A 13,940-nucleotide genomic window follows, 5' to 3' on the forward strand; every position below is an offset into this window, starting at 1 on the left:
CCCTGCTGCTCGTCTGGCATCTCTGTTGGTGCCTGGGGGGGCGCACTGTGGCGGTTGCGCAAAACAGGCCAGGGATCATAACCAAGCCCACCGCAACCGCCAAGCGCGCCAGCTGAACGGTGGCGCTGCTTGTGCCAGCGGTCGCTCAATCAGAACTTGATACGCCCGGTAAAGGTATCCTTGAGCATCACCCAGTCGCCCATCAGCGAGTAGAGCGGGTAGTCAAAGGTGGCTGGGCGGTTTTTTTCGAAAACAAAGTGGCCGACCCAGGCGAAGCCGTAACCAATCAGTGGAATGGCCAGCAGCCACAGCCACTGCTGAGTAACCAGTGCATAGCCCAGCACACAGAGCACCAGCAGGCTGCCAACATAGTGCAGGCGGCGGCAGGTGGCGTTGCTGTGCTCCTGCAGGTAATAGGGGTAGAACTCGGCGAAGCTGCTGTAACGTTCTTGGGTTTCAGTGCTCATCGGGGGCTCCTCTTATTCTTTTTTGAGCGCCATCAGGCTTGCGGCTGTGGTGGCTTACTTGCAGTCTAGGTCGACAGACGTACTTGGGGCGCTGGGGGCACTGACATTACCCCCGGGGGAGTACAGCGCGCCTGTAACGGCCTGTTAGTGTCGCCAGAACGCCGGCAGCATCAGTACCAGCACGGTGAGAATTTCCAGGCGACCGAGCAGCATGCCGAAGGTTAGCAGCCATTTGGCGGTGTCCGGCAGGCTGGAGAAGTTGCCCGCCGGGCCGATGATCGGGCCCATGCCGGGGCCGACACCGGAGACGGTGCTGGCGGCACCGCTGAGTGCAGTGATCCAGTCCAGGCCGCAGAGCGTCAGGCCTAGGGCCAGCACGGCGATGGTGATGGTGAAGAAGAACGAGAAGGTCAGGATCGAGCGGACGATGTCTTCATCCAGGTGATGGCGGTTGTATTGCTGTTTGATCACCGCGCGCGGGTGGATCAGCTGCATCAGGTTGGCCCTGAGCAGCACGTAGGCCACCTGGAAACGGAAAATCTTCAAACCGCCGGCCGTCGAGCCCGAGCAGCCGCCGATAAACCCCAGGTAGAAGAACAGCATGCCGGCAAAGCCGCCCCACAGCGTGTAATCGCCGAGGGCAAAACCGGTGGTGGTCATAATCGAGGTGGTGTTGAACGCCACATGGCGAATGGCTTCCAGCCAGTGCAGGTCGGTGCTGATGAAGTACCAGGTGCCGAGCAGCAGCCAGGTGCTCAGCAAAATACCGATAAAGCCGCGTACCTGCTGGTCGCGAATCAAGGCCTTGTAGTTGCCGCGCAGCATCGAGGCAAACAGCACAAAGGGCACGCTACCGAGAATCATCAGCACGATGGTGACCCAGTGCACGGCCGGCTCGCTCCATTTGCCCAGCGACTGATCCGAGGTGGAAAAACCGCCGGTGGCGATGGCTGACATGGTGTGGTTGATCGCATCAAACCCGCCCATACCCGCCGTCCAGAGCGCCAGGCAGCCGAGCAGGCTGATGCCCAGGTAGGCCGCAATCATGTATTTGGCAACCATATGCGAGCGCGGCATGATTTTTTCGGAACGGTCCGATGATTCGGTCTGGAACAGGCGCATCCCGCCGATGCGCAGCATCGGCAGAATCGCCACGGCCATGGCGATAAAGCCGATCCCACCGAGCCAGTGCAGCAGCGAGCGCCAGATCAGAATGCCCGGTGACATGCTGTCCAGCCCTGTCAGCACGGTGGCGCCGGTGGCGGTGATACCTGACATGCTTTCAAACACCGCGTCAGTCACGTCCAGGTGCTGGGAAAACATAAAGGGCAGGGAGGCAAACAGCCCCACCAGTACCCAGCTGGACACCGTCAGCAGGTACATATCGCGCGGGCGCAGTTGCACATCCTTGGGCCGACCCTGGGCAATCATCACGATGCCGGCGATAAAGGTGATCAGGCTGGACCAGAGAAAGGCGTTGAGTTCGTTAAGCCGCGCAAACAGCACCAGGGTCAGCATGGGCACGGCCATGCTGATCGCCAGGGTCAGAAGAAAGATGCCATTGATAAACGCGATGATCCGTAAGGTCGGCCAAGCCATCTAAGCGGGTTCCATTGCATAAGTAGCAGGATTTTAGGTTATCGGGCTTGCGTATCGCCCGACCGGTTTCACTCAATGGCGCCAGAATGCCCGAGTGACCAGTACCAGCACAGTCAAAATTTCCAGGCGCCCAAGTAGCATGCCGATAGTCAGCAGCCATTTGGCGGCATCCGGCAGGCTGGAGAAATTACCCGCCGGTCCGATGATTGGGCCTAAACCTGGGCCTACGTTACATACCGCCGTCGCCGCGCCAGTCAGGGCTGTTACCCAGTCCAGGCCAAGCAGAGTCAGGCCAAGGGCGATTACGCCGATAGTGATGGTAAAGAAGAACGAGAAGGTGATCAGCGAGCGGACAATCTCTTCATCGAGGTTGTGGTTGTTGTACTGCTGCTTGATCACCGCCCTAGGATGTACAAGTTGCTGCAGGTTGGCTTTGAGCAGCACGTAGGCCACCTGAAAACGAAAGATTTTCAGCCCGCCGGAGGTGGAGCCCGAGCAGCCGCCGACAAAGGTCAGGTAGAAGAACAGCAGTACGGCGAAACTGCCCCAGGTGGTGTAATCACCAAGCGCATAACCGGTGGTGGTGACCACCGAAGTGACATTCACCGCGACAATGCGAAAGGCATCCAGCCAGCTGTTATCCGAGTGCAGCCACAGCCAGGTGCCGAATACCAGCCAGGTGGCCAGCAGAAAACCGATAAAGCCGCGTGCTTGGTGGTCCTTGAGCAGCGCTTTACGGTTGCTGCGCAGGGTGGCGACATAAAGGGTAAAGGGCAGGCCGCCGCAGATCATCAGCACCACCGCGACCCAGTGCACGGCCGGCTGACTCCAGTTGGCCAGGGAAGCGTCCGAGGTCGAGTAACCGCCGGTGGAGATCGAGGTCATCGCATGATTGAGCGCATCGAAGGGCGTCATGCCCGCCAGCCAGAAGCCGAGAAAGCCGATTAAAGTCAGGCTCAGGTAGATAAACAGGATGTATTTGGCCGCCATGTGCGAGCGTGGCATAACTTTCTCGCCCCAGTCCGATGATTCGGTCTGGAACAGGCGCATGCCGCCGACCCGCAGCAGCGGCAGAATCGCCACCGCCATGCCGATAAAGCCGATACCACCCAGCCATTGCAGCATTGAGCGCCAGATCAGTAGGCCGGGCGAGGCGTGGTCCAGGCCTGATAGCACGGTTGAACCAGTGGTGGTTACGCCAGACATAGTCTCGAAGAAGGCGTCGGTGTAGCTGATATGGTGAATCAGCACCATCGGCAGGGCGGCAAAGATGCACACCACCAGCCAGCTGCCGGTGGTCAGCAAGTACATGTCGCGCGGGCGCAGCTGGGCATCCTTGGGGCGTCCGGGGATGACCATGGCAATGCCTGCGGTGGCGGTCACCAGGCTAGACCAGAGAAAGGCGTTGAGGTCGTCGGTGCGTGAATACAGCAGCAGCGTCAGCATGGGGATCAGCATGCTGACGGCCAGAGTGATCAGAAAGATGCCGAGAATAAAAGCAATGATGCGCAGTGTCGGCAATGACATGAATTCGGCTCAGGCTCTGGTGGGGCAAAGGCGCGCTATTCTACGCGCGCCGCAGCCGCTGTACAGCCGCCGCTCATGCCGAGTGTATTGCCGCAGCGGGTGGCCTGAGTCCCGGTTACCCGTCTGCGCCGCACAGGCACTAGAATGGCGCCTTGACTGGATAGATGAGGTGGCTGATGGACGCTCTTGACGCGTTGCTAAACCGTGTTTCCGCGCCGCGCCTGATGGCGCCGGCACCCGATGCTGCGCAGCGTGAGCTGTTGTTCCGCGCCGCCTTGCGTGCGCCGGACCATGGCCAGCTGCGGCCCTGGCGTTTTCTCACCGTGGAAGGCGAGGCGCTGGCGCAGCTGGGCGAGTTGTTTGCCAGTGCGCTACCCGCCGATGCCAGCCCTGAGGCGTTGACCAAGGCGCGGGCCATGCCATTGCGGGCACCGCTGCTGGTGGTGGTGATTGCGCGGGTGCAGGCCCATGCCAAGGTGCCGGCGCAGGAGCAGGTGATCGCCGCCGGCTGCGCCGCCCACGGCATTCTGTTGGCGGCCCATGCCCAGGGCATCGGTGCGGTCTGGCGTACCGGCGATATGGCTTATAACCCGCAGGTCGCCGCCGGCCTGGGGCTGAGCGCAGATGAGCAGGTGATTGCCTACCTCTACCTCGGCACACCGGAACGTGAATTGCGCGCGGTGCCGCAGGTGCAGGTCAGTGACTTTGTCAGAGCTTGGCCTGCGCCTGATTCGACGAAGTAAGCGGTAGGCGCAGGGTGGCGACAAAGCCGCCTTGCGCATGGTTACTCAGTTCCAGCTGGCCGCCATGTCGCTCGGCGGCGCGGCGCGCGATGGCCAAGCCCAGACCATGACCGCAGCTGGTTTGGCCGGGGGCGCGGTAGAAGGGCTCACCAAGGCGTGCCAGCAGCTCAGGCGCAACGCCGGGGCCGTGGTCACGCACACTCAGGCATAGCTGCTCAGCGTTTTTGCAGGCCATCAGTTCGATGGCCTGGCCAACTGGGTTGAAACGCAAGGCGTTGCGCAGCAGGTTGTCCAGCGCACGTTGCAGCATGTCCGGCCAGCCGTTGAGCTGTAAGTCGCTTTCCAGCTGAATCTTGATCTGTTGTTCGGGTGCGTCCAGATGTGCGTCTTCCTGCAATGTGCGCAGCAGTTCGTCGAGGTTGATTGGCTGCGCGGCGCCTGGTTCGGCGTCAAGGCGGGCGAGGGCGAGGATTTCACTGATCAGCGCTTCCAAGCGGTCACACTCCCGGCTCAGGCGTGGCCAGTATTTTTCCCGTTCAACAGCATCGGCGCGTTCGGTCAGTGCCAGGGCGATACGCAGGCGCGCCAGCGGTGAACGCAGTTCATGGGACACGTCGCGCAGCAGCTGGCGCTGGCTGCTGATCAAACCTTGTACGCGCTCGCCCATGCGGTTGAAGTCGGCCGCCAGCACGCCGAGTTCATCACGCCGCTCGGCCAATTTGGCCAGGCTGTTCTGCTGATAGGCGGTTTGTCCCAGATCGTGTACGGCGCCGCGCAGGCGACTCAGTGGACGGGTGATGGACAGCGTCAGCCAGAGGCTGAACAGGGTTAGCACCAGCATGGCGATACCCAGTGCGCTTAGCGGCCAGAGCAGGCTTTTGCGCTGCCAGGCGGCGACTTCGGGGTTCGGGATGCGGTAGATAAACAGGTAGGTTTCGCCGCTGTGTGGGCTGGTGTAATCGACACTCAGGCGGCGCCAGGGCAGGCGTTTCTCGTTGCGATGGCGGGCCTCAAAGGCCGCTGCGCGGGGCGGGAAGGTGCCTTTGACCACGGCTTGGCCGCTGTCATCAAGCACCTGCACATCAATGCGGAACTTGCGTTTGCGTTGTTCGAGCAGCTCTTGAGCGGCGCTTGGGCCTTTCTTCTCGTAGCGCTGCGTCCACTTCTCGGCGAGGTCATCCATGCCGGGGTGCTGGCTGAGCAACCAGGCGTCCTGATTAAGCATGCGCCCAAGCAGCATGGACAGCCCGGCAACCAGGGCAATAGCCAACCAGAAGCTGGCAAAGATGCGCCAGAACAGTGACCGCACGGTGGCTCCTTATTTAGAAATGGCTACGCCCATCAGGCTGCAAAGCCTGATGGGCGTTAAGGCAACAGTGCCTGGGTTAGTTGTTTTTAGCCTGCTCGGCCTGCCAGGCTTTGAATGCCTGGTGCTCGGCGCGGCGCTCTTGCATCTTCTTCTGGTGCTCGTCGAAGGCTTTCTGCTGCTCGGGCTTGAGCAGGGCGCGGATGGCGCTGTGCTGTTTGTCTTTGGCGGCCTTCAGTTCGTCTTGCATGGCTTTCTGTTCAGCAGCTGGCAGCTTGTCCAGGTAGCGCTTGGTGATCTCATGGCGGCCTTTCATCTGCTCGCCCATCAATTTGCGGATTTCGCGGTGCTGCTCTTTGCTCAGGTCGAGCTCTTTGAACATGCGCGAGCCATGTTCGCCATGGCCGCCGCCGTGCCGTGGGCCGTCTTCGGGCATGGCCATAGCCAGGGTCGGCAGGGTCAGGGCGAGCAGTACTGCGGTAAGGGTCTTGCGCATGGTGTGTCTCCTTGTCTGAAACCGGTAAACACCGGATGAGCCCAGTCTAGGGCGGTCAAGGTCAAGGGCCGTCAGGGCAAGGTAAAGCTTAGGTAAAGAGCGCCTAGCAGCCTGTCGGACTTGAGGCCCACAGGCAGATAGAGCGTCAGCGGGTAGGTTGGGTTGAGGAGCCGCGCGACGAAGCCCAACGAGACATGCCACCGCCTGTTGGGCTTCGCTGCGCTCAACGCCAACCTACGACTGATCGCCGCACAATACGCAAGGGCTTCATGGCCTTACTTAAACGCTGTAGTAATAGCCGCGGCTGCGCAAGGCGAGTATGCGCTGGCGGCCATCTGCGTGCGGGCCGAGTTTCTTGCGCAGGTTGCTGACGTGCATATCCAGGCTGCGGTCATACAGGGTCAGCTTGCGGCCCAGGGCCAGTTGCGCCAGTTCCTGTTTGCCCACCGGCTCGCCCGGATGTTGCAGCAGGGCTTCGAGGATGCGGCTTTCCGAGAGGGTCAGCAGCACTTCCTGTTCGCCCAGGGTTACGGTGCCGCGAGCCTGGCTGTAATGCAAGTCGCCGAGATCGAGTGGGCTGCTGGGCGTGGCCGGCAGGCTGCGGCGCAAGACGGCGCGTAGGCGCGCGGTGAGTTCGCGCGGATCGCACGGTTTAGCCAGGTAATCGTCGGCGCCCAGTTCCAGGCCAAGAATGCGGTCCAGTGGTTCGCCGCGCGCTGAAAGCATCAGCACTGGCAATTCTGGGTGGTCGCTGCGTAATTGCTTGAGCAGCTCCAGGCCACTGCCATCGGGCAGCATCACATCCAGCACCACCGCATCAGGGCTGTGTTTGGCGAGGGCGTTGCGGGCGCTGTGGCCATCATGGCAGGCGCTGATCTGAAAGCCTTCCTGGGTCAGCCAGCTGGTCAGCAGTTCGCAGAGTTCGACATCGTCGTCGATTAACAGCAGATCACTCATGGGTTAGTTGAGCCACTCGCTGCGTGAGCGGCGACCACGGCGTAGCAACGCACCGATAATCACCCCGAGTAAACCGGCCCCCGCGCCTGTGGCAAACCACATCTGCTGTTCGCTGATCAGTGGCTGCGAGGCGCTGGCCTGGGCTTTTTTCAGCTGCAGCTTGAGGCGCTGGTTTTCCTGGCGCAGGCGCTGCAGCTGTACGGTGTCACGTTCGTTGTTGCTGTTTTGCAGTTCAGCGCTGAGGGCTTGGCGCTGTTCTTCACTGAGCGCCAGGCGCTGCTCCAACTCATCGATCTGGGTCTGCGCCGAGGTGGCTTCTGCCAATGGCTGCGGCGGGCTTTCTTCGGCCTGGCTAATGGCCGGCAAGCACAGGGTCAAGAGCATAAATAGCGGGCCTGGACGCATCGGAACTCCTATTTTTGTAATTGTTGTTATGGGTTATTCAGCGAGGGGATTGGCTCAAGGCAAGACCAGTTTGAAGGGTTTTACCAGCACCGAGGCATACACCCCGGCGGCGCGGTAAGGGTCGGCGTCGGCCCAGTGTTGTGCGGCCAGCAGCGATTCGAACTCGGCGACGACCAGGCTGCCGGAAAACCCTGCCGGGCCTGGGTCATTGCTGTCGACGGCTGGGTGTGGGCCGGCGAGGATCAAGCGGCCTTCGCTTTTCAGCTGCTCCAGGCGTGCCAGGTGCGCTGGGCGGGCATTTAGGCGGTTTTCCAGGGAGTTCTGCACATCGGTGGCGATGATTGCGTAGAGCATTTCAATCCTTAATAAGGTCGTCGGTGCAGGCCGCAGCCAGGGGAGAAAAGCAGCCTGGTCAGGCAAGGTTGAGGAAATGTTGGCGCAAGCCAGCAAGAATCCACATCTGGCGGCATAATAACAAACATAAATGACTCGGAAAGCGCCCCTTATGGATGTTGATTTGCATTGCCACAGCACCGCTTCAGATGGCGCACTTGCGCCGGCTGTGGTGGTGGCGCGGGCGTTTGAGCGCGGTGTGCGGTTGCTGGCGTTGACCGATCACGACACCCTTGATGGCCTTGATGAGGCTGGCGCCGCAGCGCAAGCGCTGGGCATGCAACTGGTCAATGGCATTGAGCTGTCCTGCACCTGGGGCGGTGCGACTATTCATGTGCTGGGCTACGCCTTCAATCGTGATGCACCGGCCTTGCAGCAAGCAATTGCCGAACTGCATGAAGGGCGTTGGCTGCGTGCCGCAGAAATCAGCAAGCGTCTGGAGGCCAAGGGCATGCCGGGTGCGCTAGACGGCGCGCGGGCCCTGCAGCAGGAGTTAGGTGACAGCGGCAACGCCCCAGCGCGCCCGCACTTTGCTGACTTTCTGGTGCGCAGCGGTTACGTCAAGGACCGCGCTGAAGCGTTCCGTAAATGGCTGGGCTCAGGCAAGCTGGGTGATGTTAAACAGCACTGGCCGGAACTGGCGCAGACTGTGGATACCCTGCGCCGTGCGGGCGCCTGGATCAGTCTGGCGCATCCCTGGCAGTACGACTTTACGCGCAGTAAACGACGCAAGTTGATTGCCGATTTTGTTGGCGCCGGCGGGCATTCGTTGGAAGTGGTCAACGGTATGCAGCCGGCCGAACAAGTTGGCAGTTTGGCGATTCTGGCAAGGGAGTTCGGTATGTTTGTCACCGCAGGCAGTGATTTCCATGCGCCGGGCCAGTGGTCTGAGCTGGGCGTTTATCGGCCGGTGCCCGAGGATCTACCGCCCTTATGGGCACGGTTTCAACATGTCCAGCAGCCTACTGCAATTTGACCCGGTACCTAGCGTGAGCCAATTCTTCCAGATTCATCCGGAAAACCCACAGGCGCGCCTGATCAAGCAGGCTGTGGAGATTATCCGTAACGGTGGGGTGGTGATCTATCCGACCGACTCCTCCTATGCCGTGGGTTGCCATATCGGCGACAAGAACGCGGTGGAACGCATCCGCCGCCTGCGTCAGTTGGACGACAAACACAACTTCACCCTGGTATGCCGCGATCTTTCGCAGCTCAGCACCTTTGCCAAGGTCGATACCGCCGCTTTCCGTTTGCTCAAGGGGCATACCCCTGGCCCTTACACCTTTATCCTCAACGCCACCCGCGAAGTACCGCGCATGCTGCTGCACGCCAAGCGTCGCACCATCGGCCTGCGCGTGCCCAATCATCCGATTGCCATGGCCTTGCTGGCCGAGCTGGATGAGCCACTGATGAGCGTGACCTTGATTCTGCCGGGCGAAACCCTGCCGATGAGCGACCCTTACGAAATGCGCCAGATCCTTGAGCGTCAGGTCGATCTGATCATCGATGGCGGCTTTGGCGGGCTGGAAGCTTCCACCGTGGTCAGCCTGCTTGATGATGAGCCCGAGGTTTTTCGTGTGGGTTGCGGTGATCCGTCGCCTTTTACGAATGACATCTGATCCTGGCTATAATCGGTTTCCTTTGAGTTTTCAGGTGATCCGTTTTGAGTCTTGTTGACGCCGAACGCCGCGTGCTGTCTGGCATGCGCCCGAGTGGTCTGCTGCACCTGGGGCACTACCAGGGCGTGCTGAAGAATTGGGTGAAGCTGCAACACACCTATGAATGCTTCTTCTGCATCGTCGATCTACACGCGCTGACCACTGATTACGACGATGTCGGCCCGCTGTCCCAGCGCGTCATGGACATGGCCGTGGACTGGCTGGCGGCCGGCGTCAGCCCCAGTTCGGCGACGCTATTTATCCAGTCGCAGGTTCCTGAACACGCCGAATTGCACCTGTTGCTGTCGATGATCTGCCCGCTCAGCTGGCTGGAGCGTGTGCCGTCCTATAAAGAGCAGCAGGAACAGCTGCATGGCAAGGACCTGAGCACCTTCGGCTTTCTCGGTTACCCCTTGCTGCAGGCGGCAGACATTCTGCTGTACCGCGCCGGCGTGGTGCCGGTGGGCAGCGATCAGTTGGCGCATATCGAGTTTGCCCGGGATGTGGCGCGGCGTTTCAACCATCTGTATGGCCGCGAGCCAGGCTTTGAGGAAAAGGCCGAGGCGGCGATCATCAAGCTCGGCAAGAAAGCCGCGACGCTCTACAACAACCTGCGCAGGGCCTATCAGGAGCAGGGCGACGCTGAGGCGCTGGAAACCGCACGAGCCCTGCTCAAGGATCAACAGAGCATCACCCTGGGTGATAAAGAGCGCCTCTACGGTTACCTGGAAGGCGGCGGCAAGATTCTGCTGATTGAGCCGCAGGCCATGCTCGGCGAGTCGCCCAAGCTGCTTGGGCTGGATGGCAGCAAGATGTCCAAATCCAATAACAATGCGATATTCCTGCGCGACAGCGGCGCGGCGATCGAGGAGAAAGTCCGCCGCATGCCGACCGATCCGGCGCGGGTGCATCGCGATGATCCCGGCAACCCAGCCAATTGCCCGGTGTGGCCGCTGCATCAGCTGTATTCCAGCAACGCGACCTGTGACTGGGCGCAGCAAGGCTGTCGCAGCGCCGGTATTGGCTGTCTGGAGTGCAAGGCGCCGTTGGTCGAGGCGCTGCAGCAAGAACTGCAACCGCTGCAGGCGCGCGCTGCGGATTATCAGGACAGCCCTGATCTGGTCCGGCAGATTCTTGCCGACGGCGCCGACCGTGCGCGCTCCGAGGCGCGGGAAACCCTGAGTGAAGTGCGCCAGGCCCTTGGCCTGAACTACCGCTGACTTAACGCTGAACCTATTTTTGAGAGTGACGATGTCCAGCGTGCCCGCCCAGGAACACCCCGATAGCCATCCCCAGGATCAGGCCAATGCCCAGCAGGAGCTGCCATTTGCCCTGGTATATGGCCAGGCGGTTACCGAAATGCCGCTGGACCTGTACATCCCGCCGGATGCTCTGGAGGTGTTTCTCGAAGCCTTCGAAGGCCCGCTGGACCTGCTGCTGTACCTGATTCGTAAGCAGAACATCGACGTGCTGGATATCCCGGTGGCGGAAATTACCCGCCAGTACATGGGCTATGTCGAGCTGATGCAGTCGGTGCGCCTGGAACTGGCCGCCGAGTACCTGGTGATGGCCGCCATGCTCGCCGAGATCAAATCGCGCATGCTGTTGCCGCGCTCCAGTGAGGTCGAAGCCGAGGAAGACGACCCGCGCGCCGAGCTGATCCGCCGCCTGCAGGAATACGAGCGTTACAAAGCGGCGGCAGAAGGCATTGATGGCCTTAGCCGGGTCGGCCGTGATGTCACCGTGCCGCGCCTGGATGCCCCCGAAGCGCGGGCACGCAAGCTGCTGCCGGATGTCAGCCTGGAAGAAGTGCTGCTGTCGATGGCTGAAGTGCTGCGCCGCGCCGATATGTTTGAAAGCCACCAGGTCACCCGTGAAGCGCTGTCGACCCGCGAACGCATGAGTGAAGTGCTCGAACGGCTCAAAGGCGGCGCGTTTGTGCCCTTTGTCAGCCTGTTCAGCGCGGAAGAGGGCAAGCTCGGCGTGGTGGTGACCTTTATGGCGGTGCTCGAGTTGATCAAGGAATCCCTGGTTGAACTGGTGCAAAATGAGGCTTTCGGGCCAATCCATGTGCGTGCGCGGGCTGAATAAGCATGAACCTTAACGAACCTCGTGAGCTGGCCAGCCTGCTCGAAGCCTTTTTGCTGGCCTCCGGCAAACCGCAATCGCTGGAGCGCCTGTTCGAGCTCTTCGAGGAGGCCGAGCGGCCGGCGCCGGCGGTGTTCAAGAAGGCGCTGGCGCACCTGGGCAAGTCCTGCGAAGGACGCGCTTTTGAGTTGGTTGAAGTGGCGTCCGGCTATCGCTTGCAAGTGCGTGAAAAATATGCACCTTGGGTTGGTCGCCTATGGGAAGAGCGTCCACAGCGCTATTCGCGCGCCATGCTGGAAACCTTGGCGCTGATCGCCTACCGCCAGCCGATCACCCGTGGTGAGATCGAAGATGTGCGCGGTGTGGCGGTCAACAGCCATATCGTCAAAACCCTGCTGGAGCGCGAGTGGATTCGCGTGGTGGGTTACCGCGATGTACCGGGCAAGCCGGCGATGTTCGCTACCACCAAGGCCTTTCTCGACCACTTCAACCTGAAAAGTCTCGACGAATTACCGCCCCTGGCCGCCCTGCGCGAGCTGGAACCCGAGCCGGTGCTGGCTTTTGAGGATGATCTGGAAGCGCCGCAAAGCCTGCAAGCCCGCGCCGACTTGGCCCTGGCCGATGAGTCTGCGGTGGAGGCGAGCGAGGAAACCAGCTTCAGCAGCCTGCTGGCTGAGCTCGACTCGATGGAACAGGGCCTGAAAACCGACTTCGACGACTTGCCCGAGCAGGACGATGAGCGTGAGGATGCCGATGAGCCTCACCAAACCTTGGATAAAGAGCAGCTGCCTGATTGAGGGTCGGATGGGTGCTAACCCATCACAGTTGTAGCCCGGATAAGCCCTGGCGCAATCCGGGATGGCAGTTCCCCGGATTTCATCCGGGCTACGGTGACGACTGCTCGTCTGCCAGCTAGCCTCAATTCGTGCGTAGCCGCCGCGTTTCGCGTATGCTCCGCGACCCTTCGACGAATAGGCCCTGCCTAAATCGTCCAAATCACTAAAGAACACACCGGGAGGTGCCCAGATGAGTGAAGAAATCGAAGAATACAGCCCCGCAGGCGAAAAACTGCAGAAAGTCATGGCGCGCATGGGCCTGGCTTCACGCCGTGAAATCGAAGCCTGGATTACCGCTGGCCGCGTCAAGGTCAACGGCGCAGTCGCCAGCCTCGGCGTGCGTGTCGACCTGCACGATGCGATTGCCGTCGATGGCAAGGTGATACGCCGCGAAGAAGCTGCCGAAAACGTGCGCCGCGTGATCATCTACAACAAACCCGAAGGCGAAATCTGCACCCGTGACGACCCGGAAGGCCGTCCGACCGTGTTTGATCGTCTGCCACGGCCGAAAGAGGGCCGCTGGATCAATATCGGTCGTCTCGACATCAACACCACCGGTTTGCTGATGTTCACCACTGACGGTGAACTGGCCAACCGCCTGATGCACCCGTCCTTCCAGATGGACCGCGAGTACGCGGTGCGTGTACGTGGTGAAGTCGACGAAGAGATGATCGAGCGCCTGAAAGCCGGCGTGATGCTCGAAGACGGCCCGGCCAAGTTCACCGATATCAAGGTTGCGCCGGGCGGCGTGGGCTTCAACCATTGGTACCACTGCGTGGTGATGGAAGGCCGCAACCGCGAAGTACGCCGCTTGTGGGAATCCCAGGGCCTGGTGGTTAGCCGCCTGAAGCGCGTGCGTTTCGGTCCGGTGTTTATCACCTCGGACCTGACCATGGGCCGCTGGCGCGAAATGAGCCAGCGCGAAGTGGATATCCTCAGCGAGGAAGTCGGCCTCAAGCCAGTTGCCTTGCCTGATATGAAGGAAAAAGCCCGCGACAAGATCGACCGTCTGCAGCGCAAATCGGCCAAGCCGGTGGGTCGTGCTGCACGCCCGGAGCGGACCTTGCGTCCAGCCCATGGCGGCGGCCCGGCAGCGGCTGGTGACCAGGGCCGTTCGCGTCCTGCCCGTGGTGAAGGTGATGAGCGTCCGGTGCGTAACCCGCGTGCGCCGCGTGTCGATCAAAGTAAGGGCACGCCGGTTGCCGAGCGTCCGCGTGATGTCAACAAGAAGCGTCCGGCCAAGCCGGGTGCGCAGCGCCCAGGCGTCGAGCTGACTGATCGCCCGTCGCGCAAGCCGGCGGGTGCGCCGGTCAAGCGTCGCAGTCAACCGAGCCGTGAAGGTCAGCGCCCAGGTTTTGGTCGCGATCCTAAGCCGGAATAATCCAGCGCGGTGGATGTGAAAAAGGCGACCCTTGGGTCGCCTTTTTATGTCCTGCCATCCATGGCGGCCACCCTGCGGGCCGTC

The 13,940-nt window shown here is 61.2% G+C and carries 15 protein-coding genes; 7 read left to right on the forward strand and 8 right to left on the reverse strand.

What is annotated here, in order from left to right; translation table 11 throughout:
- Positions 1-149 precede the first annotated feature (149 nt).
- The 3 genes from AC0T4W_RS05980 to AC0T4W_RS05990 all read right to left on the reverse strand — a co-directional run bounded on the left by AC0T4W_RS05980 (position 150) and on the right by AC0T4W_RS05990 (position 3,593).
- The gene (locus AC0T4W_RS05980) at positions 150-467 is read right to left on the reverse strand and encodes an Mpo1-like protein (protein WP_476317388.1); all 318 of its coding nucleotides are present in this window, start codon (positions 465-467) and stop codon (positions 150-152) included.
- Between the two features lie 144 nt (positions 468-611).
- The gene (locus tag AC0T4W_RS05985; protein ID WP_476317391.1) at positions 612-2,066 is read right to left on the reverse strand and encodes a TrkH family potassium uptake protein; all 1,455 of its coding nucleotides are present in this window, start codon (positions 2,064-2,066) and stop codon (positions 612-614) included.
- A 72-nt stretch (positions 2,067-2,138) separates the two neighbouring features.
- Positions 2,139-3,593, reverse strand: a complete 1,455-nt coding sequence (locus tag AC0T4W_RS05990) for a TrkH family potassium uptake protein (protein WP_476317394.1) — start codon at positions 3,591-3,593, stop codon at positions 2,139-2,141.
- 176 nt (positions 3,594-3,769) lie between these two features.
- Between AC0T4W_RS05990 and AC0T4W_RS05995 the strand changes: the two genes are divergently transcribed.
- Complete coding sequence (locus AC0T4W_RS05995) at positions 3,770-4,336, forward strand: nitroreductase family protein (RefSeq protein ID WP_476317397.1); 567 nt, start codon at positions 3,770-3,772, stop codon at positions 4,334-4,336.
- Here the strand turns inward: AC0T4W_RS05995 and AC0T4W_RS06000 are convergent.
- The 5 genes from AC0T4W_RS06000 to AC0T4W_RS06020 form a co-directional block, all read right to left on the reverse strand.
- Positions 4,302-5,645 (reverse strand): sensor histidine kinase, encoded by a 1,344-nt coding sequence (locus AC0T4W_RS06000; RefSeq protein ID WP_476317400.1) that lies wholly within the window; start codon positions 5,643-5,645, stop codon positions 4,302-4,304. The genes AC0T4W_RS05995 and AC0T4W_RS06000 overlap by 35 nt on opposite strands.
- A gap of 76 nt (positions 5,646-5,721) precedes the next feature.
- Positions 5,722-6,138 (reverse strand): LTXXQ domain protein, encoded by a 417-nt coding sequence (locus tag AC0T4W_RS06005; protein ID WP_476317403.1) that lies wholly within the window; start codon positions 6,136-6,138, stop codon positions 5,722-5,724.
- Positions 6,139-6,417: 279 nt separating this feature from the next.
- Positions 6,418-7,095, reverse strand: coding sequence for a response regulator transcription factor (locus tag AC0T4W_RS06010; RefSeq protein ID WP_476317406.1), 678 nt, complete (start codon positions 7,093-7,095; stop codon positions 6,418-6,420).
- A gap of 3 nt (positions 7,096-7,098) precedes the next feature.
- Positions 7,099-7,500 (reverse strand): SH3 domain-containing protein, encoded by a 402-nt coding sequence (locus AC0T4W_RS06015; RefSeq protein ID WP_476317409.1) that lies wholly within the window; start codon positions 7,498-7,500, stop codon positions 7,099-7,101.
- A 54-nt stretch (positions 7,501-7,554) separates the two neighbouring features.
- Positions 7,555-7,854 carry a YciI family protein gene (locus tag AC0T4W_RS06020; protein WP_476317412.1) on the reverse strand — a complete coding sequence of 100 codons (300 nt, stop codon included), beginning with the start codon at positions 7,852-7,854 and terminating at the stop codon, positions 7,555-7,557.
- Positions 7,855-8,005: 151 nt separating this feature from the next.
- Here AC0T4W_RS06020 and AC0T4W_RS06025 point away from each other — a divergent pair, with 151 nt between their 5' ends.
- The 6 genes from AC0T4W_RS06025 to rluB all read left to right on the forward strand — a co-directional run bounded on the left by AC0T4W_RS06025 (position 8,006) and on the right by rluB (position 13,856).
- Positions 8,006-8,869: a PHP domain-containing protein gene (locus AC0T4W_RS06025; protein ID WP_476317415.1), complete on the forward strand. Its 864-nt coding sequence runs from the start codon at positions 8,006-8,008 to the stop codon at positions 8,867-8,869.
- 13 nt (positions 8,870-8,882) lie between these two features.
- Positions 8,883-9,512, forward strand: a complete 630-nt coding sequence (locus AC0T4W_RS06030) for an L-threonylcarbamoyladenylate synthase (RefSeq protein ID WP_476323488.1) — start codon at positions 8,883-8,885, stop codon at positions 9,510-9,512.
- A gap of 44 nt (positions 9,513-9,556) precedes the next feature.
- Complete coding sequence (locus AC0T4W_RS06035; RefSeq protein ID WP_476317418.1) at positions 9,557-10,771, forward strand: tryptophan--tRNA ligase; 1,215 nt, start codon at positions 9,557-9,559, stop codon at positions 10,769-10,771.
- Positions 10,772-10,943: 172 nt separating this feature from the next.
- The gene (locus AC0T4W_RS06040; protein ID WP_305589233.1) at positions 10,944-11,642 is read left to right on the forward strand and encodes a segregation and condensation protein A; all 699 of its coding nucleotides are present in this window, start codon (positions 10,944-10,946) and stop codon (positions 11,640-11,642) included.
- Positions 11,643-11,644: 2 nt separating this feature from the next.
- Positions 11,645-12,436, forward strand: a complete 792-nt coding sequence (gene scpB, locus AC0T4W_RS06045; protein WP_476317421.1) for an SMC-Scp complex subunit ScpB — start codon at positions 11,645-11,647, stop codon at positions 12,434-12,436.
- Positions 12,437-12,665: 229 nt separating this feature from the next.
- Positions 12,666-13,856 (forward strand): 23S rRNA pseudouridine(2605) synthase RluB, encoded by a 1,191-nt coding sequence (rluB, locus tag AC0T4W_RS06050; protein WP_476317424.1) that lies wholly within the window; start codon positions 12,666-12,668, stop codon positions 13,854-13,856.
- Positions 13,857-13,940: the final 84 nt, after the last annotated feature.

The organism is Pseudomonas sp. C7.1 (assembly GCF_056312395.1).